Origin of the sequence: Silvania confinis (assembly GCF_025564085.1) — a bacterium.
Taxonomy (GTDB): Bacteria; Pseudomonadota; Gammaproteobacteria; order Enterobacterales; family Enterobacteriaceae; genus Enterobacter; species Enterobacter confinis.
Genome location: NZ_JAMGZJ010000073.1, coordinates 47,097 through 69,620 on the forward strand (window position 1 = coordinate 47,097; position 22,524 = coordinate 69,620).

General features: G+C 57.7%; 22 protein-coding genes. 13 read left to right on the forward strand and 9 right to left on the reverse strand.

Annotated features, from left to right (window positions below; genetic code table 11):
• Positions 1 to 20: 20 nt before the first annotated feature.
• Positions 21 to 1,250 (forward strand): GGDEF domain-containing protein, encoded by a 1,230-nt coding sequence (locus M8013_RS09060; RefSeq protein ID WP_271267469.1) that lies wholly within the window; start codon positions 21 to 23, stop codon positions 1,248 to 1,250.
• A 46-nt stretch (positions 1,251 to 1,296) separates the two neighbouring features.
• Positions 1,297 to 1,863 carry a DJ-1/PfpI family protein gene (locus M8013_RS09065; RefSeq protein WP_271267470.1) on the forward strand — a complete coding sequence of 189 codons (567 nt, stop codon included), beginning with the start codon at positions 1,297 to 1,299 and terminating at the stop codon, positions 1,861 to 1,863.
• A 61-nt stretch (positions 1,864 to 1,924) separates the two neighbouring features.
• On the opposite strand, the gene M8013_RS09070 is transcribed toward M8013_RS09065, so the two are convergent.
• Complete coding sequence (locus M8013_RS09070; RefSeq protein WP_271267471.1) at positions 1,925 to 3,541, reverse strand: peptide ABC transporter substrate-binding protein; 1,617 nt, start codon at positions 3,539 to 3,541, stop codon at positions 1,925 to 1,927.
• A 185-nt stretch (positions 3,542 to 3,726) separates the two neighbouring features.
• Here M8013_RS09070 and mpaA point away from each other — a divergent pair, with 185 nt between their 5' ends.
• Positions 3,727 to 4,440, forward strand: coding sequence for a murein tripeptide amidase MpaA (gene mpaA, locus M8013_RS09075; protein ID WP_271267472.1), 714 nt, complete (start codon positions 3,727 to 3,729; stop codon positions 4,438 to 4,440).
• Here mpaA and ycjG read toward each other — a convergent pair.
• Complete coding sequence (gene ycjG / locus M8013_RS09080; RefSeq protein ID WP_271267473.1) at positions 4,431 to 5,396, reverse strand: L-Ala-D/L-Glu epimerase; 966 nt, start codon at positions 5,394 to 5,396, stop codon at positions 4,431 to 4,433. The two genes, mpaA and ycjG, sit on opposite strands and share 10 nt — an antisense overlap.
• Before the next feature lie 105 nt (positions 5,397 to 5,501).
• Between ycjG and tpx the strand changes: the two genes are divergently transcribed.
• Positions 5,502 to 6,008 (forward strand): thiol peroxidase, encoded by a 507-nt coding sequence (tpx, locus tag M8013_RS09085; RefSeq protein WP_271267474.1) that lies wholly within the window; start codon positions 5,502 to 5,504, stop codon positions 6,006 to 6,008.
• A 39-nt stretch (positions 6,009 to 6,047) separates the two neighbouring features.
• Here tpx and tyrR read toward each other — a convergent pair whose 3' ends face one another.
• The 7 genes from tyrR to pspA all read right to left on the reverse strand — a co-directional run bounded on the left by tyrR (position 6,048) and on the right by pspA (position 11,818).
• Positions 6,048 to 7,589 (reverse strand): transcriptional regulator TyrR, encoded by a 1,542-nt coding sequence (gene tyrR / locus M8013_RS09090; protein ID WP_271267475.1) that lies wholly within the window; start codon positions 7,587 to 7,589, stop codon positions 6,048 to 6,050.
• A 128-nt stretch (positions 7,590 to 7,717) separates the two neighbouring features.
• Positions 7,718 to 8,767: a YcjF family protein gene (locus M8013_RS09095; protein ID WP_271267476.1), complete on the reverse strand. Its 1,050-nt coding sequence runs from the start codon at positions 8,765 to 8,767 to the stop codon at positions 7,718 to 7,720.
• Positions 8,764 to 10,161 carry a YcjX family GTP-binding protein gene (locus tag M8013_RS09100; RefSeq protein WP_271267477.1) on the reverse strand — a complete coding sequence of 466 codons (1,398 nt, stop codon included), beginning with the start codon at positions 10,159 to 10,161 and terminating at the stop codon, positions 8,764 to 8,766. Before M8013_RS09100 ends, M8013_RS09095 begins: the two co-directional genes overlap by 4 nt.
• 114 nt (positions 10,162 to 10,275) lie before the next feature.
• Positions 10,276 to 10,494, reverse strand: a complete 219-nt coding sequence (gene pspD / locus M8013_RS09105; protein WP_271267478.1) for a phage shock protein PspD — start codon at positions 10,492 to 10,494, stop codon at positions 10,276 to 10,278.
• 14 nt (positions 10,495 to 10,508) lie between these two features.
• Positions 10,509 to 10,868: an envelope stress response membrane protein PspC gene (gene pspC, locus M8013_RS09110; protein WP_271267479.1), complete on the reverse strand. Its 360-nt coding sequence runs from the start codon at positions 10,866 to 10,868 to the stop codon at positions 10,509 to 10,511.
• Positions 10,868 to 11,092, reverse strand: coding sequence for an envelope stress response membrane protein PspB (gene pspB / locus M8013_RS09115; RefSeq protein WP_271267480.1), 225 nt, complete (start codon positions 11,090 to 11,092; stop codon positions 10,868 to 10,870). Before pspB ends, pspC begins: the two co-directional genes overlap by 1 nt.
• A gap of 57 nt (positions 11,093 to 11,149) precedes the next feature.
• A complete protein-coding gene (pspA, locus tag M8013_RS09120) occupies positions 11,150 to 11,818 on the reverse strand; it encodes a phage shock protein PspA (protein ID WP_271267481.1) in 669 nt (222 codons plus the stop codon).
• A gap of 151 nt (positions 11,819 to 11,969) precedes the next feature.
• On the opposite strand from pspA, the gene pspF reads away from it, so the two are divergent.
• The 9 genes from pspF (at position 11,970) to M8013_RS09165 (ending at position 22,458) form a co-directional block, all read left to right on the forward strand.
• Complete coding sequence (gene pspF / locus M8013_RS09125) at positions 11,970 to 12,962, forward strand: phage shock protein operon transcriptional activator (RefSeq protein WP_271267482.1); 993 nt, start codon at positions 11,970 to 11,972, stop codon at positions 12,960 to 12,962.
• 88 nt (positions 12,963 to 13,050) lie between these two features.
• Complete coding sequence (sapA, locus tag M8013_RS09130) at positions 13,051 to 14,691, forward strand: ABC transporter substrate-binding protein SapA (RefSeq protein ID WP_271267483.1); 1,641 nt, start codon at positions 13,051 to 13,053, stop codon at positions 14,689 to 14,691.
• Positions 14,688 to 15,653, forward strand: a complete 966-nt coding sequence (sapB, locus tag M8013_RS09135; protein WP_271267484.1) for a putrescine export ABC transporter permease SapB — start codon at positions 14,688 to 14,690, stop codon at positions 15,651 to 15,653. Before sapA ends, sapB begins: the two co-directional genes overlap by 4 nt.
• On the forward strand, positions 15,640 to 16,530 hold the full coding sequence (gene sapC / locus M8013_RS09140; protein ID WP_271267485.1) for a putrescine export ABC transporter permease SapC: 891 nt from the start codon (positions 15,640 to 15,642) through the stop codon (positions 16,528 to 16,530). Before sapB ends, sapC begins: the two co-directional genes overlap by 14 nt.
• Positions 16,530 to 17,522: a putrescine export ABC transporter ATP-binding protein SapD gene (gene sapD / locus M8013_RS09145; RefSeq protein WP_271267486.1), complete on the forward strand. Its 993-nt coding sequence runs from the start codon at positions 16,530 to 16,532 to the stop codon at positions 17,520 to 17,522. The genes sapC and sapD overlap by 1 nt, the downstream gene beginning before the upstream one ends.
• A 1-nt stretch (position 17,523) precedes the next feature.
• Positions 17,524 to 18,330: a putrescine export ABC transporter ATP-binding protein SapF gene (sapF, locus tag M8013_RS09150; protein WP_271267487.1), complete on the forward strand. Its 807-nt coding sequence runs from the start codon at positions 17,524 to 17,526 to the stop codon at positions 18,328 to 18,330.
• 124 nt (positions 18,331 to 18,454) lie between these two features.
• Positions 18,455 to 19,243 carry an enoyl-ACP reductase FabI gene (gene fabI / locus M8013_RS09155; protein WP_271267488.1) on the forward strand — a complete coding sequence of 263 codons (789 nt, stop codon included), beginning with the start codon at positions 18,455 to 18,457 and terminating at the stop codon, positions 19,241 to 19,243.
• Between the two features lie 184 nt (positions 19,244 to 19,427).
• A complete protein-coding gene (locus M8013_RS09160; RefSeq protein ID WP_271267489.1) occupies positions 19,428 to 20,435 on the forward strand; it encodes a CMD domain-containing protein in 1,008 nt (335 codons plus the stop codon).
• 88 nt (positions 20,436 to 20,523) lie between these two features.
• On the forward strand, positions 20,524 to 22,458 hold the full coding sequence (locus tag M8013_RS09165; RefSeq protein ID WP_271267490.1) for an exoribonuclease II: 1,935 nt from the start codon (positions 20,524 to 20,526) through the stop codon (positions 22,456 to 22,458).
• Positions 22,459 to 22,524: the final 66 nt, after the last annotated feature.

A 22,524-nucleotide genomic window follows, 5' to 3' on the forward strand; every position in this document is an offset into this window, starting at 1 on the left:
CCGATAAATGGGATCGACATATGCCAGCAGGGTTTGATGCGCTGAATGTTCTGAACACGCCCGTCTGGCTGGTCTCGCCAGTTACCGAATATTTACTGTTTGCCAATTCGGCGGCAAAAGAGATGATGCACGACGCGACGCTGGCAACTCTACGTAAAGGGCCTAACTCCGCTCACGCCCAAAATGCCCTGTCGATGTATGTCCCGGATTTAAAACTCAAGCAGGACATTGTCGAGATCTGGACCATCGGGCCCCACAGCCAGCAGACCAGCCTCACCTGTCGGCTCTCCCTCGCCACCTTTGAAGGGTTCGGCGAAGTGATCGTCTTTGAAGGGATTGTTCGCCAACCGCCCACCGGCCTGAAAGCGACCCGTTCCACCTCCTACCAACGCAAGAAACAGGGTTTTTACGCCCGGTTTTTTCTGACCAACAGCGCGCCAATGCTGCTGATCGACCCCTCCCGCGACGGGCAGATTGTGGACGCTAATCTCGCCGCGCTCAATTTTTACGGTTACACCCACGATGCAATGTGCAATAAGCACACCTGGGAAATTAATACGCTGGGTCGTAACATCCTGCCGGTGATGACCGAGATCGCGCGTCTGCCGGGCGGCCATAAGCCGCTCAATTTTGTCCATCGTCTTGCTGACGGCAGCACCCGCCACGTACAAACCTACGCCGGGCCGATTGAGATCTACGGCGATAAGCTGATGCTGTGCATCATTCACGATATCACAGAGCAAAAAAGGCTCGAGCAGGAACTGGAGCATGCTGCCCAGCGCGATTCATTAACCGGCCTACTCAATCGCCGTCAGTTTTATCACCTCACCGATCAAACCTCGCCTGCCCAGCTTCCGGCGCAGCAGGAGTTCAGCCTGCTGCTGGTCGATACCGATCACTTTAAGCGCATCAACGATATGTTCGGCCACCAGAAAGGCGATGAAGTGTTGATCGCCCTTTCGCGGATGCTGGAAAGCGCATGTCGAAAAGATGATTACGTTTTCCGCTGGGGTGGCGAGGAGTTTGTCCTGCTGCTGCCCCGCACCTCGCTGGAAGCGGCTATGCAGGTCGCTGAAACCGTGCGTGCAGCGGTCGCGCACATTGCGCTGCCTGGCCTGCCGCGTTTTACCGTCAGTATTGGCGTGGCACGCCACAACCCGGACGAGAATATCGACGCGCTGTTTAAACGCGTCGATGATGCGCTGTATCGCGCCAAAAACGATGGGCGGAACAAAGTGCTGGCTGCGTGATGGCGCCCTCTGTACTTCACTTACTATTTTTTGAGGAGTGGTTTAGATGAGCAAAAAGATCCTGATGCTGGTCGGAGATTACGCCGAAGATTACGAAACCATGGTGCCCTTCCAGGCACTGCAGATGATTGGCCACCGCGTTGACGCGGTCTGTCCGGATAAAGCCAAAGGTGATTATATTCAGACCGCGATCCATGATTTTGACGGTGCCCAAACCTACAGCGAAAAACCCGGCCACCGCTTTGTACTGAACGCCGATTTTGCCGAAGCGAAGGAGCAGGATTATGACGCACTGCTCATCCCCGGCGGGCGGGCCCCGGAATATCTCCGCTTAAATGAAGACGTGATCAAGCTGGTGCAGGCCTTTGATAAAGCCGGTAAACCGATTGCTGCCGTGTGCCACGGCCCGCAGCTGCTGGCCGCGGCAGGCATACTGAAAGATCGCACCTGCAGCGCATACCCGGCCTGTGCACCGGAAGTGCGGCTTAGCGGCGGGCATTTCGCCGACATCGGTATCGATCAGGCGCACGTTGACGGCAATCTGGTCACCGCCCCCGCCTGGCCTGCCCATCCCCAATGGCTGGCGAAATTTGCCGAACTGTTGAATAAATAACCCAGATAAAAAAAACGCCAGACCTCGCGACCGAGGCTGGCGCTTTTTTCTGCGCTAACGCTTAGTGTTTCTCGATATACATCGTGCGACTGTAGGCAACGTCTTCCGGATTATTGATCGGGTAACCCTTCACCCACGGCTTGATTAAACGCCCGTTGGTGTACTGGTAGATCGGTGCAATCGGCGCTTTTTCGGCGAGGATTTTTTCCGCCATGTTGTAATCGGTGTTGCGAGCTTTCACCGTTGTCTCCAGCGCAGCCTGGCTAATCACTTTGTCATATGCCGGATCGTTAAAGCGCGAAATGTTGCCGGTATGGGTGGAGGTCAGCAACGAGAGGAACGTTGACGGCTCGTTGTAATCCCCTACCCACGAGGCGCGGATCACATCAAAGTTCCCGGTATTGCGGCTGTCGATGTAGGTTTTCCACTCCTGATTTTGCAGCTTCACCTCTACGCCAAGGTTTTTCTTCCACATCGACGCCACCGCGATGGCAATCTTCTGGTGGTTTTCCGAGGTGTTGTACAGCAGGGTAAGCTTCAGCGGTTTCTGCGCATTGTAGCCCGCCGCCTGCAGCAGGGTTTTGGCCTGCGCATTCATCTCTTCCTGGCTCATTTGCTCGAACGGCGACGGCTCCGGGGTAAACCCGGCGGTCACGTCAGGGGTAAAGTGCCACGCGGGCTTCTCGCCAGTGCCCAGCACTTTATCCGCCATGATCCGCCGATCGATGGTCATGCTCAGCGCCAGACGTACCCGCGCATCCGCCGTCGGGCCTTTCTGGGTGTTAAAGGCGTAATAGTAAGTGCCCAGCTGTGGCGGGGTGTACACCTGGCCCGGAATGTCTTTTAGCAGCTTCTGGTAAAGATTTTTCGGGAAGGATTCGGTGATGTCGATCCCGTCCGCGAGATAGCGTTTAGTGGCAGATGACTCCTGGTTAATCGGCACAAAGGTGACAGTCTGCAGCACCGTTTTGGCGTTATCCCAGTAGTGGCCGTTGCGCTCAACCACCAGCTTCTCATTAACCACCCGATCTTTCAGGGTATAGGCACCATTGCCGACCAGTGCACCCGGGCGAGTCCACTCCAGGCCGCTCTCGACGTTGGCTTTTTGCACCGGATAGAAAGCGAAGCTCGCCGTCAGGTTGGCAAACCACGGCAGCGGTTTATCAAGCTGGATGCGCAGCGTGCGGCTGTCGACTGCCGTCACCCCGAGCTTATCCGGCGTAGCTTTCCCGTCGATAATCGCCTGGGCATTGGTGATGCCCGCCAGTGCGGCAAACCAGGCAAAAGGCGACGTCGTTTTGGGATCGACCAGACGCTGCCAGCTATAGACAAAGTCTTGCGCCGTCACCGGAGTACCGTCTGACCACTGGGCATTATCGCGCAGGGTAAAGGTCCAGACGCGGTTATCGTTGCTCTGCCAACGGGTGGCGACACCGGGCACCAGATCACCCTTTTCGTTCTGATTGACCAGACCTTCAAACAGATCGCGAATCACCTGGATTTCAGGCAGACCCACCGCTTTTGCGGGATCGAGGGACGCGGGTTCGTCTTTAATATGACGCACCAGCTCCTGCTTTTGCGCCAGTTGCGTTCCGGCAGGAACGTCAGCCGCAAAGGCAGAAGAAGAGAGGCCGCAGAGCCACAAGGCAGAACAAATTACCGAAACCGGATGCTTCATGAGATCCCCTTTGAAAGGATGGGTAACGAGCAGATGCGTAATTATTTGTTTCAGAACAGGGTAATGCAAATTACTTCCATCGGAAAGTTGATATGCAGCCAATTTCTCTCCGGGCTGAAACTATTTGATTAACCGCGTGTTTTGCACAACACTGCCATTAAACTCTCTCTTTTTCAGGAACGTCTATGTCCTTTACCCGCCCAAGAACGGAACGCGGCGCTTTTCCACCGGGAACTGAACATTATGGCCGCTCGTTCCTCGGCGCGCCGTTAATCTGGTTCCCTGCACCGCAGGCCGATCGCAACAGCGGCCTGATCATCGCGGGCACCCACGGCGACGAAAACTCCTCGATTGTGACCCTCTCCTGTGCACTGCGCACCCTGGCCCCGGAACAGCGCCGCCACCACGTGGTGCTGACGGTCAACCCGGACGGCTGCCAGCTGGGGTTACGCGCGAACGCCCGTGGGGTGGATTTAAACCGCAACTTCCCGGCAGCCAACTGGCGCACCGGTGAAACGGTCTACCGCTGGAACAGCGCGGCGCAGGATCGGGACGTGGTGTTGCTGACGGGGGACAAACCCGGTTCCGAGCCGGAAACGCAGGCACTGTGTCAGCTGATTCACAAGCTGCATCCGGCTTGGGTGGTGTCGTTTCACGATCCGCTGGCCTGCATTGAAGACCCTAAACATACCCCGTTGGGAAGCTGGCTGGCGGATGCGTTTTCGCTGCCGCTGGTCACCAGCGTGGGATACGAAACGCCAGGGTCGTTTGGCAGCTGGTGCGCCGATTTAAATCTGCACTGTATTACCGCCGAGTTCCCGCCGATCTCGTCAGACGAGGCCAGCGAGACGTACCTGAACGCCATGACCGAGCTATTACGCTGGCAACATCAGAGATGAACCACGCCGGTGGTGAAGTGCAGCGCGGGAGAGACATCCACCGCCAGCCAGGTGGGGCCATCGAGATCGGCAAACATCACCTCGCCCGCCAGCGGTAAGGCAGCACCAATCGCCCGCGACGTGCAAAGCATGCAGCCGAGCATCAGGGCAAAACCGCCTCTGCGAGCCTCGGTCGCCAGTGCCAGTGCTTCGGTGATACCACCGGTTTTATCCAGCTTGATATTCACCATTTCGTAGCGCCCTTTCAGCGCGGGCAAGCTCGCGCGGGAGTGGCAGCTCTCATCGGCACAGATCGGCAGCGGATGGATAAAATTCTCCAGCGCCGCGTCGTCCCCGGCTGGCAGGGGTTGCTCGAGCATGGCGACTTTCAGATCTGCCAACAACTGGCAGCGAGCTGCCAGCCCTTCGCCATGCCAGGATTCGTTAGCATCGACAATCAGGGTGGCCAGCGGGACGGCATCCCGGATTGCCACCATCCGCTCGCTAATCAAATGATCGTCCAGCTTCACTTTCAGCAGTCGCGCCCCGGCGGCGTACAGCGCTTTGGCACTGGCCGCCATCTGCGCCGGTTCACCAATCACCACCGTCTGCGCGGTGACAACCGTCTGCGGCAGCGTCGCGCCGGTCAGGGCGGCAAGCGTCACACCCTGCTGGCGGGCGGCTAAATCCCACAGCGCGCTGTCAACGGCATTGCGCGCCGCGCCGGGCGGCAGCAGATTCTGCAGCGCTTCCCGCGTGAGCCCACGCTCCAGTTCCGGTACCAGCGACATCACCTGCGCCATCACCGAGGCGATACTCTCGCCATAGCGCGGATATGGCGTGCATTCACCGACCCCTTTCACGCCCTCTTCTTCAATCTCGACCACCACCACGCAGGCTTCACTCCGGGTTCCCCGGGAGATGACAAACGGGGTATGCAATGGCCAGGCTTCTTCGTAAACCTTGACGCTTCTCATCACTCACTCCTGTAGGGCGACATCGTGTAAATAGGGTTTGCCGTGTTATCAGCGGATGACATACACTAGCGGCGACGTTAACTATTTGTAAACAGGAAGATATCTATGTCACAACTCGTTCATTTCCAGGGCAACCCGGTTTCAGTTGCAGGATCCATTCCTCAGGCTGGTAGCAAAGCGCAGGCTTTTACTCTTGTAGCAAAAGATCTGTCTGACGTCGTGCTGAGCCAGTTTGCCGGCAAACGTAAAGTGCTGAACATTTTCCCAAGCATCGATACCGGCGTGTGCGCCGCTTCCGTGCGTAAATTCAACCAGCTGGCGACTGAAATGGACAACACTGTTGTGCTGTGCATCTCTGCCGACCTGCCGTTCGCCCAGTCCCGCTTCTGTGGTGCAGAAGGCCTGAGCAACGTAATCACCCTGTCCACCCTGCGTAGCCCTGAGTTTCTGCAGGATTACGGCGTCGGTATCGCTGAAGGCGCACTGAAAGGCCTGGCTGCCCGTGCCGTGGTCGTGGTTGACGAAAACGACACCGTCGTCTTCAGCCACCTGGTGAATGAAATCACCACCGAGCCGGACTACGCTGCCGCGCTGGACGCGCTGAAAGCGTAAGTGCAAAAAGAAAGCCTCCCGACGGAGGCTTTCTTGTTTTTACTCCTCGCCCTTCTTCTGGCTCAGACCATATTCACGCAGTTTATTGGCAATCGCGGTATGTGAAACGCCAAGCCGTTTCGCCAGCTTACGCGTGCTCGGATAGTTGCGATAAAGCTGCGTCAGCACCGAACGTTCAAAGCGGCTGGTAATGTCATCCAGCGATCCTTCCATCGCCTCTTCGCCCACCGCCACCGATCCGGCATCGTAGTCCGGCAGCAGAATATCCTGCGGACGCAGTTCATAGCCTTCGAGCTGGGTCAGCGCGCGATAAATCGCATTCTTCAACTGACGAATATTGCCCGGCCAGCCGTAACGGGTGAGCACGGTATTGAGATCGGCAGAGAACTTCGGTCGCGGGATCCCCTGCTCGTCGGCAAAGCGCGCCACAAACAGTTCAGTCAGCGGCATGATGTCCTGCGGACAGTCGCGCAGCGGCGGAATGTTGAGGGTCAACACGTTCAGACGATAGTAGAGATCTTCGCGGAAGACGCCCTTTTGCACCAGCTCGACCAGGTTCTTCTGGGTGGCGCAGATCACGCGCACATCGACATGTACCTCGTGATCTTCCCCTACCCGGCGGAAGGTCCCGTCGTTGAGGAATCGCAGCAGCTTGGCCTGCATCCGTGGCGACATTTCGCCAATCTCATCCAGCAGCACCGAGCCGCCGTTGGCCTGCTCGAAGAAACCTTTTTTGCCCTCCGGCGCGTGGCCGAAAAGCTCGCTTTCTACGGCATCTTCCGGGATCGAGGCACAGTTCAGCGCCAGATACGGTTTGGCCGAGCGTGGACCGGCCTGATGCACCGCATGGGCAAGCAGATCTTTACCCGTTCCGGTATCGCCGGTAATCAGCAAAGGTGCCGCCAGATTCGCCAGCTTACGCGCCTGATCGACCACATGACGCATTTTCGGGCTCACCGCCACAATCTGGTTGAAGGCGCTGACATCCTGGCTCGCCAGATTTTGTAGCTGACGCCCCATCCGCACTGTGGAGCGCAGCATGATCACTGACCCGGTAAGCGTGCTGAGGTTGTTTTCGCCCTGTAGATACACGGGGGTGATCTCCATCAGGAAATTCTGCCCGTTGATGACCACGTGTTCACTGTGCGTGGACTGCGGGTTACTCTCCAGCCAGCGCTGGAAATTGAAGCCAGGGATCAGCTGGGCGGCATTGTAGCTGCTCAGTTTATCCTGCTCCTCAGCAAACAGCTGGCAGCTCGCCAGATTCGCGCGTTCAATTTTGCCTTTCAGATCAAGGGACAGGAAAGGTTCCGGCATCGCTTCCAGCAGCGCGCTCAGGGCCAGATGCTCACGCTCAGAGGGCATCCAGGGCACGGTGCGAACATCCGTAACGCCAGCGATACGGCGGATTTCAGCCATTAAACTACTGAATGTATCGAAGGCGATTTCAGCAAAGTTCAGGTAAATCTTCCCGATTGGGTCGATCTCGATTCCGCGCAGATCAATGCTACGCAAAACAAGGAGATCGAGTAACTCGCGAGTCAGGCCGAGACGGTCCTTACAAAACACTTCCAGACGCATGGGAAAATCACTCTATAAGCCAGTAACCCTGAAATGATAAGCCAGATATCGACAATCGGGAAGATGGCTGTCAACAAATATTGACAGCCTGAGAGTGGAGTGACGGAGTTTTGTGCGCGCGTCGGCAGTTACTGCGGTTTTTTAGTCAGCGTTTCTTTTAACTGGCCGATTAATTCACGACGGAAATCACCCAGACGCGGTTTATCGTCCTCTGTCCACGGCAGTGGACGGCACAGCTCCATCGCTTTAATCCCCAATCGGGCAGTCAGTAGCCCTGCGCCAATCCCCTGCGCCGCACGCGCCGACAGTCTGGCGGCCAGATCCTGCGACATCCAGTCCATCCCCACTTCACGCACCAGTTCGCTGGCTCCGGCAAAGGCGATGTTCAGCAGCACCAGGCGGAACAGCCGCAGGCGGCTGTAATATCCCAGCTCAATACCATACAGCGTGGCAATGCGGTTAATCAGGCGTAAATTGCGCCACGCGATAAAGGCCATATCCACCAGCGCCAGCGGGCTGACGGCAATCATCAACGTGGATTCGGCGGCCGAGCGGCTGATCTCGCGCCGGGCCTGGGCATCCAGCACCGGCTGGACCAGGTGGATATACAGGGAAACCACTTCCCGGTCGTTTTGGGTTTCGTGGATCGCGGCATACCAGCGCTGCAGCGCCGGATGCGACTGATCGAGCCCGGCCTGCTGCGCCAGTTTTTCGCAAAACGCCCGCCCTTTGCCGGTGCCGTGGCTGTGGAGCAGATCCCGGGCTTCGTCACGCTCGTGCGCACGCTGGCGTAGTCGCCACAGCCGTCGCCACTCGCTGGCAATCGAGCCAATGCCCGCGCCGACGATCAACGCCCCGGCAGCACAGCCGCCCAGCGCGACCCAGTCCTGGGTTTGCCAGGCATTCATTGCCCACTGCACGCCCTGGCCAATCACCGTCACGCCCGAGAGCAGCAGCCCGGCGTTGACCATTTTTCGCCACAGGCTGCGTTTCGGGCGCAGCGCGGCGTCAACCACCGCTTCGGCCTGCCCCTCTTCTGCGGGCAACATCTCGGTGACCGCCGGGGCAAAATGCTCAGCCTCGGCGTCAGCAAAAATTTGTGCCGTTTTAAAAGCTTCGCGATTCTCCTGCTCCAGTGTGCCGGTAAAATCGATGCGCGGTTTCAACGGTTCGGTCATCGCAACTTATCTCCAATTAAAAACTCCAGCGCGGCATCGAGACGAATATGCGGCAGCGGCTGGTCAACATTCATCATCTGCGGGCGAAACGCCTCAAACTGGAAGCCCTGATTTTGCCAGAATGCCTGGCCCGGCAGCCGGGCCGGCACTTCCCCCGGATAGACCGTCAGCGGCTCGCCGTCGCTCAGTCGGTTGCCGCGCAGCGCCGGGATTTTTTCGCCGTTGACGTCAATCAGCCCGCTCTGGGTTGCCTGCACCGAGGCCAGCCCCAGACAGTCCATGCTGATGCCTTCAAAGGCGGCATTTTGCCACGCATCCTGCACCAGTTGTTGCAGCAGGGAGACCATATTGGCGTGCTGATCGACCGTAACGTGGTCAGCCTTGGTAGCGGCAAACAGCAGCTTGTCGATCACCGGGGAGAACAAGCGCCGGAACAGCGTGCGCTGTCCGTAATGAAAGCTCTGCATCAGTTGAGTCAGCGCGAGGCGCATATCGTTGAACGCCTGCGGCCCGCCGTTGAGCGGCTGCAGACAGTCCACCAGCACAATCTGGCGATCGAAGCGCAGGAAATGGTTTTTATAAAAGCCTTTCACCACCTTCTCGCAGTAATAGTGAAAACGCTCGCGCAGCATGCCCGCGTTGGTGTGTTTATCGGCCTGGGCCAGCTTCGACTCGCCCACGCCATCCACATCCGGCCACGGGAAAAATTGCAGCGCCGGCGCGCCCGCCATATCACCGGGCAGCACAAAGCGTCCCGGCTGGATAAAGTGCAGGCCGTGGTGTTTACAGGTATGCAGATACTCGGTCCAGGCATCGGCGATGGCCGCCAGCCGGTTTTCATCGGCCGGGGCCAGCGGATCCAGCCCGGCGCACAGCGCGCGCCATTTAGCCGACCACTCGGCACGCTGTCCGTGCAGCAAACCGGTCATCTGCCGGGACCAGCTCAAATAATCCTGCGCCAGCATCGGCAGGTCGAGCAGCCATTCACCGGGGTAATCGACGATCTCCAGATACAGGGTGGAGGTATCGCGGAAGTGGCGCATCAGGGAGTCGTTTGAGCGGTAGCGCAGCGCCAGGCGGATTTCGCTTACCCCACGGGTCGGCGTCGGCCAGGTCGGGGGCGATCCATACAGCTGCGCCAGCCCTTCATCATAGGTAAAACGCGGAATACCAAAATCGCGCTGCGGCACGCGCTTGACCCCGAGCAGGCGCTCTTCACGCACCGCGCTCAGCAGCGGAAGACGCGCCCCCGCGTGCAGGTTCAGCAGTTGATTGACCATCGCCGTGATAAAGGCGGTTTTGCCGCTGCGGCTCAGGCCGGTCACCGCCAGTCGCAAATGACGATCCACGCCGCGATTGACCAAAGAATTGAATTCGTTTTTAAGTCGCTTCATCGCCGTCCTGTTTTGCCTGAAGGAATTAATAAGATGCTTAAAAATATGACATGGGGACAATCAGAAGGGAATTAAAGCCGCAAAACGGCACCTCCGGGGCTGTGCCGTTGCAGATTATTTCAACTTACCGGAAAGGCGCAGCGCCAGCTTTTTCAGTAACGGCTCCAGCGCCACGGCCAGCAGCATTCTGACCGGTTTACGGGCAACAGACTTGATCGCCCAGCCCGCCACCCCGGCGGGACCATAACGCAGCGCCGTCAGTAAGACTAACTTTCCTGCAATTTTAAGGCCGGGTTTCACTTTTTGACCGGCCTGTTGCCAGCGTTGATTCATCGCATTTCTCTCGGTTAAAGCTGACGAAAACGGCTGCGCAGCGAGAAGGTGTCGGAGGTGACATACCGCTCCATCGTGCGCAGGCGTTGCTCACCTGCCGCCAGTTCGGCGTCGACCGTATCCAGCAGCTCGCTGCTGGTTGGGGCATCTTCACTGTTCATCGCGCTGTCCGGCATCGGATCGAGCACGAAGGATAAAATGATATAGGCCACCAGGGTAATAAAGGCCAGGCCAAAGAAAATGGAGAGCACCGTCACCACGCGTACCAACTTCACCGGCACGTCGAGATAATGCGCCAGCCCGGCGCAGACACCCCGCACCATCCCCTGCTGAGGAATACGCCACAGCTTTTTATTCAGATTAATTCCGCCCATTAACGATCCCTCCAGTTCGGATGTTCCGCATCCAGGATGGCTTCCAGCGCCTGAATACGTTCACGCATTTTTTTCGCGTCGTCAGTTAATTGTCCCAGCCGCTGCTGTTCGCTTTGCGAGAGCTCTCCCCGGGAAGAACGGTTGCTGTAATGCAGCCACAGCCAGATCGGCAAAACAAACAGCACGAAAATGGTCAGCGGAATGGCCAGGAAAAGTGCGCTCATGTCTACTCCTTGTCTTACGATGAGTGGCGGCGCCGGCAAAAGGCGCCGCTGTTGTTATTATTGGTTGTCTTGTTTCATTCTGGCTTTCAGCGCGGCCAGCTGTTCGCTGATTTCATCATCGGCCTGCAGATCGGCAAACTGCTGATCCAGCGATTTCTGTTTGCCAAAGCCGTGGCTTTCCGCTTCGGCTTCCATTTGATCAATGCGGCGCTCAAAGGATTCAAAACGCGCCATCGCCTCATCAATTTTGCCACTGTCGAGCTGACGGCGCACGTCGCGGGAAGAACTCGCCGCCTGATGACGCAAGGTCAGCGCCTGCTGACGCGCACGGGTTTCACTCAGTTTGTTCTCAAGCTCAGCGATCTCTTTTTTCATCCGGGCGAGCGTTTCGTCCACCAGGGTGGTTTCTTGCTCCAGCGTCGCCACGATATCGGTCAGTTTCTGTTTTTCGATCAGCGCCGAGCGGGCCAGATCGTCTTTCTCTTTCCGCAGCGCCAGCTCCGCTTTTTCCTGCCATTCAGTCTGCTGAGCCGTGGCCTGTTCGATACGGCGCGACAACTGTTTCTTCTCTGCCAGCGCGCGGGCAGAGGTGGAGCGCACTTCAACCAGCGTATCTTCCATTTCCTGAATCATCAGACGCACCAGCTTCTGCGGATCCTCGGCCTTTTCCAGCAGCGTGTTGATGTTGGCGTTCACGATGTCGGCAAAACGAGAAAAAATACCCATAATTCAATCCTCACATTTCTGTTATCGGGCTAAGCCCTGCTGAATAGTTAATACAATTCCCGTGCCAGTTTTTTATGTTGTTGATTTAAAACAAGGTGATTGCTTTTTCGCCCGATCAGCCCTACTCTCGCTTAGTGAATCACACCAACAAATGGTTAATTTCATCATGGCAGAATTCAAAGACAATTTGTTAGGGGAAGCCAACAGCTTTCTCGAAGTGCTGGAGCAGGTTTCGCGCCTCGCCCCTCTCAATAAGCCGGTGCTGATTATCGGCGAACGCGGAACCGGCAAAGAGCTGATCGCGAACCGGCTGCACTATCTTTCTGCGCGCTGGGACGGGCCTTTTATCTCGCTAAACTGCGCCGCGTTGAACGAAAATTTGCTTGATACGGAGCTGTTTGGCCACGAGGCTGGCGCGTTTACCGGCGCACAGAAACGTCATCCGGGGCGCTTTGAGCGTGCCGACGGCGGGACGCTGTTCCTCGATGAGCTGGCAACCGCCCCGATGCTGGTGCAGGAAAAACTGCTGCGTGTCATTGAATACGGCGAACTGGAGCGCGTGGGTGGCAGCCAGCCGCTGCAGGTGAACGTCCGGCTGGTCTGCGCGACTAACGCTAATCTGCCGGAGATGGTCGAGCAGGATAAGTTCCGTGCCGACCTGCTCGACAGGCTGGCGTTTGACGTAGTACAGCTCCCGCCCCTGCGCGAACGGCGCAGCGATATCATGCTGCTGGCGGAGCAGTTCGCTATTCAGATGTGCCGCGAACTGGGCCTGCCGCTGTTCCCGGGCTTTAGCGACAGCGCCCGCGAGACGCTGCTGGGCTATCGCTGGCCGGGCAACATCCGCGAGTTGAAAAACGTGGTTGAGCGTTCGGTCTACCGCCACGGCAGCAGCGAGACGGAACTCGATCAGATCGTGATCGACCCGTTTTATCGCCCGGCACCGTCGCAGCCTGACGCGCCGCCATCGGCCCATTCGCCTGCCCTGCCGTTGGATTTGCGTCAGTTCCAGCTGGATCAGGAAAAGCAGCTGCTGGAACGGAGTCTGAACGAGGCAAAATTTAATCAGAAACGCGCGGCTGAACTCCTGGGTCTGACCTACCATCAATTAAGGGCATTGCTCAAAAAGCATCAAATGCGCTGACATTATCGGCACTTACCCGCAGACATTTTTACGAAGCAGGTGTAAGTGCGATACACTTTGCAGATCGTCACTAAAAACCCTAAAAATTATGCGTCTGGTTTTCTCGTCCCTGATTGCGCTCGGTCTGTTATGCAGCCAGGCTTTTGCCGCGCCCACGCCTGCAAACCGTGGCGATATTCGCGACAGCGGCTTTGTCTACTGCGTAAGCGGGCAGGTCAATACCTTCAATCCGCAGAAAGCCAGCAGCGGCCTGATCGTCGATACCCTCGCCGCTCAGCTGTACGACCGCTTGCTGGATGTGGATCCTTATACCTATCGGCTGGTGCCGGAGCTGGCAGAAAGCTGGGAAGTGTTAGACAACGGCGCGACTTACCGTTTCCGGCTGCGCGACGATGTCGAATTCCAGACCACCCCGTGGTTTAAACCGACCCGTAAGCTCAACGCCGACGATGTGGTGTTTACCTTCCAGCGCATCTTTAACCGCACCCATGCCTGGCACTACGTTAACGGCGGCAGTTTCCCCTATTTCGACAGTCTGCAGTTTGCCGATACGGTCAAAAATGTGCGCAAGCTTGATAACCGCACGGTGGAGTTCACCCTCGCGCGTCCGGATGCCTCTTTCCTGTGGCACCTGGCCACCCACTACGCCTCGGTGATGTCCGACGAATATGCCACCCAATTGACGCTACAGGATAAGCAGGAGCAGATTGACCGCCAGCCCGTGGGCACCGGTCCATTCCAGATAGCTGAATATCGCGCTGGCCAGTACGTGCGCCTGCAGCGGCACGAAAAATTCTGGCGCGGTACGCCGCTGATGCCGCAGGTAGTGGTCGATTTAGGCTCTGGCGGGACGGGCCGATTGTCGAAGCTGCTGACCGGCGAATGCGATGTGCTGGCCTGGCCCGCCGCCAGCCAGCTGTCGATCCTGCGTGACGATCCGCGTCTGCGCCTGACGCTGCGCCCCGGCATGAATATCGCCTACCTTGCGTTTAACACCAACAAGCCACCGCTGAATAACCCTGCGGTGCGCCACGCGCTGGCACTGGCGATCAATAACCAACGCCTGATGCAGTCCATCTATTACGGTACCGCCGAAACCGCCGCCTCAATCTTGCCGCGCGCCTCGTGGGCTTACGATAGCGAGGCTAAAATTACCGAATACAATCCGGATAAAGCCCGCGAACAGCTCAAAGCGCTGGGGGCGAGTAATCTCACCCTGCAGCTCTGGGTGCCCACCAGCTCGCAGCCCTGGAACCCCAGCCCGCTGAAAACCGCCGAGCTGCTGCAGGCAGACCTGGCACAGGTGGGGGTGAAGGTGGTGATTGTGCCGGTGGAGGGCCGTTTTCAGGAGGCGCGCCTGATGGACATGAATCATGATTTGACCCTGTCAGGCTGGGCGACGGACAGTAACGACCCGGACAGTTTCTTCCGCCCGTTATTAAGCTGTGCGGCTATTGATTCGCAGACCAACTACGCCCACTGGTGTCACCGCGAGTTCGACGGCATCCTGCGTAAAGCGCTCTCGACCCAGCAACTGGCGGCCCGCATCGATGCTTACGATGAAGCCCAGCAAATTCTGGCCAATGAGCTGCCGGTGCTGCCGCTGGCCTCGTCATTGCGTTTGCAGGCATATCGTTACGACATTAAAGGGCTGGTGCTCAGCCCATTTGGTAACGCTTCGTTTGCCGGCGTGTCCCGCGTCGAACAAGAAGAGGTGAAAAAACCGTGATTATTTTTACCTTACGTCGGCTACTGCTGCTGCTGGTCACCCTCTTCTGTCTGACCTTTATTGGCTTCAGTCTGAGCTATTTTACCCCCCATGCGCCGCTGCAGGGTGCCTCGCTGTGGAATGCGTGGCGATTCTGGTTTGAAGGGCTGCTGCACTGGGACTTTGGCGTCTCCAGTATTAACGGTCAACCGATTGCCGAGCAGCTTAAAGAGGTCTTTCCCGCCACCATGGAGTTGTGCATTCTGGCGTTCGGCTTTGCACTGATGGTGGGGATCCCAGTCGGGATGCTCGCCGGGATCACCCGCAACAAATGGCAGGACAAGCTGATCAGCGCTGTCGCCCTGCTTGGTTTTTCAATCCCCGTGTTCTGGCTGGCGCTGCTGCTGACGCTGTTCTTCTCCCTGACCCTTGGCTGGTTGCCGGTTTCCGGGCGCTTTGACCTGCTGTATACGGTAAAAACCGTCACCGGATTTGCGATTATTGACGCCTGGCTGTCTGATTCCGTCTGGCGAGACGAAATGATTGTCAGCGCGGTGCGGCACATGGTGCTGCCAGTGCTGACGCTCGCCGTGGCACCCACCACCGAAGTGATCCGCCTGATGCGCATCAGCACCATTGAGGTGTTTGACCAGAACTACGTCAAAGCCGCCGCCACGCGCGGGCTGTCGCGCCTGACGATTTTGCGCCGCCACGTGCTGCACAACGCCCTGCCGCCGGTGATCCCACGGCTCGGCCTGCAGTTCTCCACCATGCTGACGCTGGCAATGATCACCGAAATGGTCTTTAGCTGGCCAGGCCTTGGGCGCTGGCTGATCAACGCTATTCGCCAGCAGGACTATGCCGCCATCTCCGCCGGTGTGATGGTCATTGGCGCGCTGGTGATCATCGTTAACGTGATATCCGATATTCTGGGCGCTATGGCTAACCCGCTGAAACATAAGGAATGGTATGCCTTACGATAGCGTTTACAGTGAAAAGCGCACCCCGGGTGCGCTGCGCACCGTGTGGCGAAAATTCTACGGCGACACTACGGCCATGATCGGCCTGTACGGCTGCGGCGGCCTGGTGCTGCTGTGCGTGCTGGGATCTTGGTTTGCGCCCTACGGCCTCGACCAGCAGTTTCTCGGCTATCAGCTGCTGCCGCCTTCCTGGTCGCGCTACGGCGAAGTGTCGTTCTTCCTCGGCACCGACGATCTGGGACGTGATGTATTAAGCCGTCTGTTGAGCGGTGCGGCACCGACCGTCGGCGGGGCATTTGTGGTGACGCTGGCCGCCACCGTCTGCGGGCTGCTGCTGGGTATTTTCGCAGGCGCGACTCACGGGCTGCGCTCGGCAGTTATGAACCATATTCTGGATACTTTGCTGTCGATCCCGTCCCTGCTGCTGGCCATCATCGTGGTGGCCTTCGCCGGGCCGCATCTCACGCACGCGATGTTTGCCGTCTGGCTGGCCCTGCTGCCGCGCATGGTGCGCTCGGTGTACAGCTTGGTTCACGACGAGCTGGAAAAAGAGTACGTGGTCGCCGCCCGCCTGGATGGCGCCACCACCACCAATATTCTGTGGTTTGCGGTACTGCCCAATATCACCTCCGGGATGGTCACCGAAATCACCCGTGCGCTGTCGATGGCAATCCTCGACATCGCCGCGCTGGGCTTTCTCGATCTCGGCGCGCAGCTGCCTTCCCCGGAATGGGGTGCCATGCTGGGCGATGCGCTGGAACTGATTTACGTTGCCCCCTGGACGGTGATGCTGCCCGGTGCGGCGATCATGGTCAGCGTCCTGCTGGTTAACCTGCTGGGCGACGGCATACGCCGCGCCATTGTGGCGGGGGTGGAATAATGCCGTTATTGGATATTCGCAACCTGACGATCGAGTTTAAAACCGGTGAAGGCTGGGTAAAGGCCGTTGACCGGGTGAGCATCACCCTAAGCGAAGGCGAGATCCGCGGGCTGGTGGGCGAATCGGGCTCCGGTAAAAGCCTGATTGCCAAGGCGATCTGTGGCGTGGCAAAGGACAACTGGCGGGTCACTGCCGACCGCATGCGCTTTGACGATATCGACCTGCTGCGCCTCTCCGCACGCGAACGGCGCAAGCTGGTGGGCCATAACGTGTCGATGATTTTCCAGGAGCCGCAGTCCTGTCTTGATCCGTCGGAACGGGTCGGCAAACAGCTGATGCAAAACATTCCCGGCTGGACCTATAAAGGCCGCTGGTGGCGACGTGTTGGCTGGCGCAAACGGCGGGCCATCGAGTTGCTGCACCGGGTGGGCATTAAAGACCATAAAGATGCGATGCGCAGCTTCCCTTACGAGCTGACCGACGGTGAGTGTCAGAAGGTGATGATCGCGATTGCGCTGGCCAACCAGCCGCGCCTGCTGATCGCCGACGAACCGACTAACGCCATGGAACCGACCACCCAGGCGCAGATTTTCCGTCTGCTCACAAGGCTGAATCAGAACAATAACACCACGATTTTGCTGATCAGCCACGACCTGCAAATGTTGAGCAAGTGGGCGGATAAAATCGATGTGATGTATTGCGGACAAACGGTCGAAACCGCGGTCAGTGAAGATCTGATCGCCACCCCGCATCACCCGTATACCCAGGCGTTAATCCGCGCGATCCCCGATTTTGGTAGCTCGATGCCGCATAAAAGCCGCCTCAACACCCTGCCGGGGGCGATCCCACTGCTGGAACAACTGCCGATCGGCTGCCGACTGGGGCCGCGCTGTCCGTATGCTCAACGCGAATGTATTGAAACCCCGCGCCTTGCCGGAGCCAAAAACCATATGTATGCCTGCCATTTCCCGCTGAACATGGAGAGAGAGTGACATGGTCGAAACCTTGCTGGAAGTGCGCAACCTGAGTAAGACCTTTCGCTATCGCACCGGCCTGTTCCATCGCCAGACCGTCGAAGCGGTTAAGCCAATGAGCTTTACCCTGCGAGAAAAGCAGACTCTGGCGATCATTGGCGAGAACGGCTCGGGAAAATCGACGCTGGCGAAAATGCTGGCCGGGATGATCGAGCCGTCGGACGGTGAAGTGCTGATTGACGACCATCTGCTGAAATTTGGCGATTACTCGTTTCGTAGCCAGCGGATCCGCATGATTTTTCAGGATCCGTCAACTTCACTAAATCCGCGCCAGCGCATCTCGCAGATCCTCGATTTTCCCCTGCGGTTGAACACCGACCTCGAGTTTGAGGCACGCCGCAAGCAGATCATCGAAACCCTGCGCATGGTCGGGCTGCTGCCCGATCACGTCAGCTATTATCCGCACATGCTGGCACCTGGCCAGAAGCAGCGTCTGGGCCTGGCCCGCGCGCTGATCCTGCGTCCTAAAGTCATTATTGCCGACGAAGCGCTGGCCTCGCTGGATATGTCGATGCGTTCACAGTTAATCAACCTGATGCTGGAGTTGCAGGAGAAACAGGGTATCTCCTATATCTATGTGACTCAGCACCTGGGGATGATGAAGCACATCAGCGATCAGGTGCTGGTGATGCATGAAGGCGCTGTCGTGGAGCGCGGCAGTACCGCCTCCGTGCTGGCCTCCCCGCTTCACGACCTGACAAAACGTTTAATCGCCGGGCATTTTGGCGAAGCCTTAACCGCCGATGCCTGGCGAAAAGACCGCTGACCCGCCCTGTATCAAGTGGTCGGATTAACACTGTACGCGGCTCATGCTATTATCGCCGCGTTTTAACGACGGTTGTCCATTCAGACGACAGCCGCCACAACAATGAATATAAGGATTAAGAGCTATGGGTTTTCTTTCCGGTAAGCGCATTCTGGTGACTGGCGTTGCCAGCAAACTGTCCATCGCATACGGCATCGCACAGGCTATGCATCGCGAAGGCGCTGAGCTGGCATTCACCTACCAGAACGAGAAGCTGAAAGGCCGCGTAGAAGAATTTGCCGCGCAGCTGGGTTCAAGCATTGTTCTGGAATGTGACGTTGCTCAAGACGAAAGCATCGACGGCATGTTTGCTGAGCTTGCAAAAACCTGGCCGAAATTTGACGGTTTCGTTCACTCCATCGGTTTCGCACCAGGCGATCAGCTGGATGGCGACTACGTGAATGCCGTGACCCGCGAAGGCTTCAAAATCGCCCACGACATCAGCTCCTACAGCTTCGTTGCGATGGCCAAAGCCTGCCGCGAGATGCTGAACCCAGGTTCAGCGCTGCTGACCCTGTCCTACCTAGGTGCTGAGCGCGCGATCCCGAACTACAACGTGATGGGTCTGGCGAAAGCCTCTCTGGAAGCTAACGTGCGCTACATGGCGAACGCGATGGGCCCGGAAGGCGTGCGCGTCAACGGTATCTCTGCCGGTCCAATCCGTACACTGGCAGCATCGGGCATTAAAGACTTCCGTAAGATGCTGGCACACTGCGAAGCGGTCACCCCAATCCGTCGCACCGTGACCATCGAAGACGTGGGTAACTCTGCGGCATTCCTGTGCTCAAACCTCTCTGCCGGTATCTCTGGCGAAGTGGTTCACGTTGATGGCGGTTTCAACATCGCTGCAATGAACGAGCTGGAAATCAAATAAGTTCGTTACCTTCCCGTGAAGACGGGAAGGTCTGCCCGGCAGCAAATGCCTGCCGGGCCTGCTCCTTCCGCCCTCTTCCCCCTTCGTTATTCCGTTCTGCTATTTGTTATCACCTAACAATATTTTTCTGCTTATCCGCCATACGCCAGGATATTGATCGCCATTTTGAGATCAAGGAACGCACATGGAACAACGCCGAATTTCTGGCAAAGGCCACTGGTATCACGAGACCCAGTCCAGCAGCCGCCCGACGGAAGTCCTGCCTTTGGTTCCCGAAGCCGCACAGGTTAACGACCGCTTTTTACTGAACGTGGTGTTACCCGCCTCGCTGTTGACGGCCTGCGAACGCTGGTTGAACCCGGCCAGGGCATTGTGTGACCTCTTTTTCCCGCGCAGCGTAGCGGTATGCCGCCTGCGTACCCTCAGCGCCTATGATCGGTTAAGCACCGCGCTGACCGTGGCTCAGGCGTGCGGAGTACAGCGCCTGTGTAATCACTACGCCGCGCTGCTCGCCCCGCTCCCCGGTCCCGACTCTTCCCGTGAAAGTAATCGCCGCCTCGCCCAGATAACCCAGTACGCCCGCCAGCTTGCCAGCTCCCCCGATGTCATCGACAACAAGGCGCAGCAGCAACTCGATGAAGTGGGCCTGACGGTGTACGACATTGTGACCCTCAATCAGATTATCGGCTTTATCGGTTTTCAGGCGCGCGTGGTGGCGGTGTTTCAGGCGCTACTCGGCCATCCTGTGCGTTGGCTTCCGGGTCATCACATCCCGCCGCACGCCCTGATAAACACGCATGACGGCGAGCTGGATGCGTGGGTTTCGGTGGTGCCGGAAGTCGAACTGCGTTACGCCAGCAGCCAGCAGCTTGAATCGCTGGCACGCTGGCAGGCTGAACCCCTGTTACGGGAACTGACGCCGGTACTGTGCCACGAGCCTGCACAACTTGACTTAGCGGGCGACATTCTGGTCAGTGGGCTTGACGCCCGCCCTCGTCTGGCCGCCGTTGATAGTGCACTGTCGCGCGCGGTCGAACAGCTCTCCCGCTCGCCGGATCAGTTCAGCGCGGCCCATTTTACTCCCCTGACGGATGCAGGTGTTCCGGTGGCGCAGGCGATCAGTCTGCTGACCTGGAGCGCGTTTTGCGGCTGGCTTAATCGCCTGAAAATCGCCATCCGCCGGGGCGAATAACCATACAAATCGCCTAAAGAGCGCTTGCTGTAGTAAGCAGAATCGCGTAAAACTGTCAGCCGCTCAATGGCCACCAAAATAGATCATTATGCTCCAGGATAACCCGCTGCTAGCGCAGCTTAAACAGCAACTGCATTCCCAAACGCCGCGTGCCGAAGGGGTCGTAAAAGCCACGGAAAAAGGCTTTGGCTTCCTTGAAGTCGATGCACAGAAAAGTTACTTCATTCCGCCTCCGCAGATGAAGAAAGTGATGCACGGCGATCGTGTCACCGCGGTTATTCATACTGAAAAGGATCGTGAGTCTGCCGAACCTGAAGTCTTGATTGAGCCGTTCCTGACCCGCTTTGTCGGTAAGATTCTGAAGAAAGATGACCGTCTTTCCATCATTCCGGACCATCCGCTGCTAAGAGACGCGATTCCCTGCCGCGCCGAACGTGGCGTTGAGCACGATTTTAAAGAGGGTGACTGGGCCGTGGCTGAAATGCGCCGCCATCCTCTGAAAGGCGACCGTGGATTTTATGCTGAGCTCACCCAATTTATTACCTTCGGCGACGATCACTTCGTGCCGTGGTGGGTGACACTGGCACGCCATAATCTGGAAAAAGAAGCGCCAGAAGGCGCGGCAACAGAGATGCGCGACGAAGGTCTTGAGCGCCGCGATCTGACCGCCCTGAACTTTGTCACCATCGACAGCGCCAGCACCGAAGATATGGACGATGCGCTGTATGTGGAAGAGGCGGCCGACGGCAAACTGCTGTTAACTGTGGCAATCGCCGATCCTACCGCATGGATTGCTGAAGGCACCAACCTGGACGATTCGGCCAAAATCCGCGCCTTCACCAACTATCTGCCGGGCTTTAACATCCCGATGCTGCCACGTGAGCTTTCCGATAACCTGTGTTCGCTGCGCGCCAATGAAGTGCGTCCGGTGTTGGCGTGCCGGATGACGGTTGCTGCCGACGGGACTATCGAAGAGAACATTGAGTTCTTCGCTGCCTTAATCGAATCCAAAGCGAAACTGGTCTACGACGAGGTTTCTGACTGGCTGGAAAACAGCGGCAACTGGAGTCCTGAAAACGACGCCATTGCCGACCAAATCCGCCTGCTCCAGCGCATCTGCCTGAGCCGCAGCGAGTGGCGTAAAACCCACGCACTGGTGTTCAAAGATCGCCCTGACTACCGTTTTATCCTCGGTGAAAAAGGCGAAGTGTTGGAAATCGTTGCCGAGCCGCGTCGCATTGCTAACCGTATTGTTGAAGAGTCGATGATTGCGGCTAACATCTGTGCCGCTCGCGTGCTGCGCGACAGACTTGGGTTTGGTATTTACAACGTGCATACCGGTTTTGACCCGGCGAACAGCGAAGCGCTGGCTGCCCTGCTGAAAACCCACGATGTGCATGTTGACCCGCAGGAAGTGCTGACCCTCGACGGTTTCTGCAAGCTGCGTCGCGAGCTGGATGCCCAGCCTTCTGGTTTCCTCGACAGCCGCATTCGTCGTTTCCAGTCCTTTGCTGAAATCAGCACTGAGCCAGGTCCGCACTTCGGCCTGGGGCTTGAAGCGTACGCCACCTGGACCTCTCCGATCCGTAAGTATGGCGATATGGTCAACCATCGTCTGCTGAAAGCGATTGTTAAAGGTGAATCCATTGCGCGCCCTGGTGACGATACCACCGTGCAGATGGCGGAGCGTCGTCGCCTTAACCGCATGGCAGAACGTGATGTCGGTGACTGGCTGTATGCCCGCTACCTGAAAGATAAAGCCGGGACCGAAACGCGTTTTGCGGCCGAAATCATCGATGTCAGCCGCGGCGGGATGCGCGTACGACTGGTCGATAACGGCGCAGTGGCGTTTATTCCGGCACCGTTCCTGCACGCCGTGCGCGACGAAATGGTGTGCAGTCAGGAAAACGGTACTGTCCAGATCAAAGGTGAACAGGTTTATAAAGTGACCGAGGTGATCGACGTGACGATTGCGGAAGTCCGCATGGAAACCCGTAGCGTGATTGCCCGCCCTGCCCTCTGACAGATAGCGCATAAAATGTCGGTTTCTTTCGTCCAGAAAGAGCCGACATTTTTTTATCCCGCGTTA

Coding starts and splice junctions, on each gene's coding strand:
- M8013_RS09060 (WP_271267469.1), top strand. CDS start 21: ATGCCAGCAGGGTTTGATGCGCTGAATGTTCTGAACACGCCCGTCTGG.
- M8013_RS09065 (WP_271267470.1), top strand. CDS start 1,297: ATGAGCAAAAAGATCCTGATGCTGGTCGGAGATTACGCCGAAGATTAC.
- M8013_RS09070 (WP_271267471.1), bottom strand. CDS start 3,541: ATGAAGCATCCGGTTTCGGTAATTTGTTCTGCCTTGTGGCTCTGCGGC.
- mpaA (WP_271267472.1), top strand. CDS start 3,727: ATGTCCTTTACCCGCCCAAGAACGGAACGCGGCGCTTTTCCACCGGGA.
- ycjG (WP_271267473.1), bottom strand. CDS start 5,396: ATGAGAAGCGTCAAGGTTTACGAAGAAGCCTGGCCATTGCATACCCCG.
- tpx (WP_271267474.1), top strand. CDS start 5,502: ATGTCACAACTCGTTCATTTCCAGGGCAACCCGGTTTCAGTTGCAGGA.
- tyrR (WP_271267475.1), bottom strand. CDS start 7,589: ATGCGTCTGGAAGTGTTTTGTAAGGACCGTCTCGGCCTGACTCGCGAG.
- M8013_RS09095 (WP_271267476.1), bottom strand. CDS start 8,767: ATGACCGAACCGTTGAAACCGCGCATCGATTTTACCGGCACACTGGAG.
- M8013_RS09100 (WP_271267477.1), bottom strand. CDS start 10,161: ATGAAGCGACTTAAAAACGAATTCAATTCTTTGGTCAATCGCGGCGTG.
- pspD (WP_271267478.1), bottom strand. CDS start 10,494: ATGAATCAACGCTGGCAACAGGCCGGTCAAAAAGTGAAACCCGGCCTT.
- pspC (WP_271267479.1), bottom strand. CDS start 10,868: ATGGGCGGAATTAATCTGAATAAAAAGCTGTGGCGTATTCCTCAGCAG.
- pspB (WP_271267480.1), bottom strand. CDS start 11,092: ATGAGCGCACTTTTCCTGGCCATTCCGCTGACCATTTTCGTGCTGTTT.
- pspA (WP_271267481.1), bottom strand. CDS start 11,818: ATGGGTATTTTTTCTCGTTTTGCCGACATCGTGAACGCCAACATCAAC.
- pspF (WP_271267482.1), top strand. CDS start 11,970: ATGGTTAATTTCATCATGGCAGAATTCAAAGACAATTTGTTAGGGGAA.
- sapA (WP_271267483.1), top strand. CDS start 13,051: ATGCGTCTGGTTTTCTCGTCCCTGATTGCGCTCGGTCTGTTATGCAGC.
- sapC (WP_271267485.1), top strand. CDS start 15,640: ATGCCTTACGATAGCGTTTACAGTGAAAAGCGCACCCCGGGTGCGCTG.
- sapD (WP_271267486.1), top strand. CDS start 16,530: ATGCCGTTATTGGATATTCGCAACCTGACGATCGAGTTTAAAACCGGT.
- sapF (WP_271267487.1), top strand. CDS start 17,524: ATGGTCGAAACCTTGCTGGAAGTGCGCAACCTGAGTAAGACCTTTCGC.
- fabI (WP_271267488.1), top strand. CDS start 18,455: ATGGGTTTTCTTTCCGGTAAGCGCATTCTGGTGACTGGCGTTGCCAGC.
- M8013_RS09160 (WP_271267489.1), top strand. CDS start 19,428: ATGGAACAACGCCGAATTTCTGGCAAAGGCCACTGGTATCACGAGACC.
- M8013_RS09165 (WP_271267490.1), top strand. CDS start 20,524: ATGCTCCAGGATAACCCGCTGCTAGCGCAGCTTAAACAGCAACTGCAT.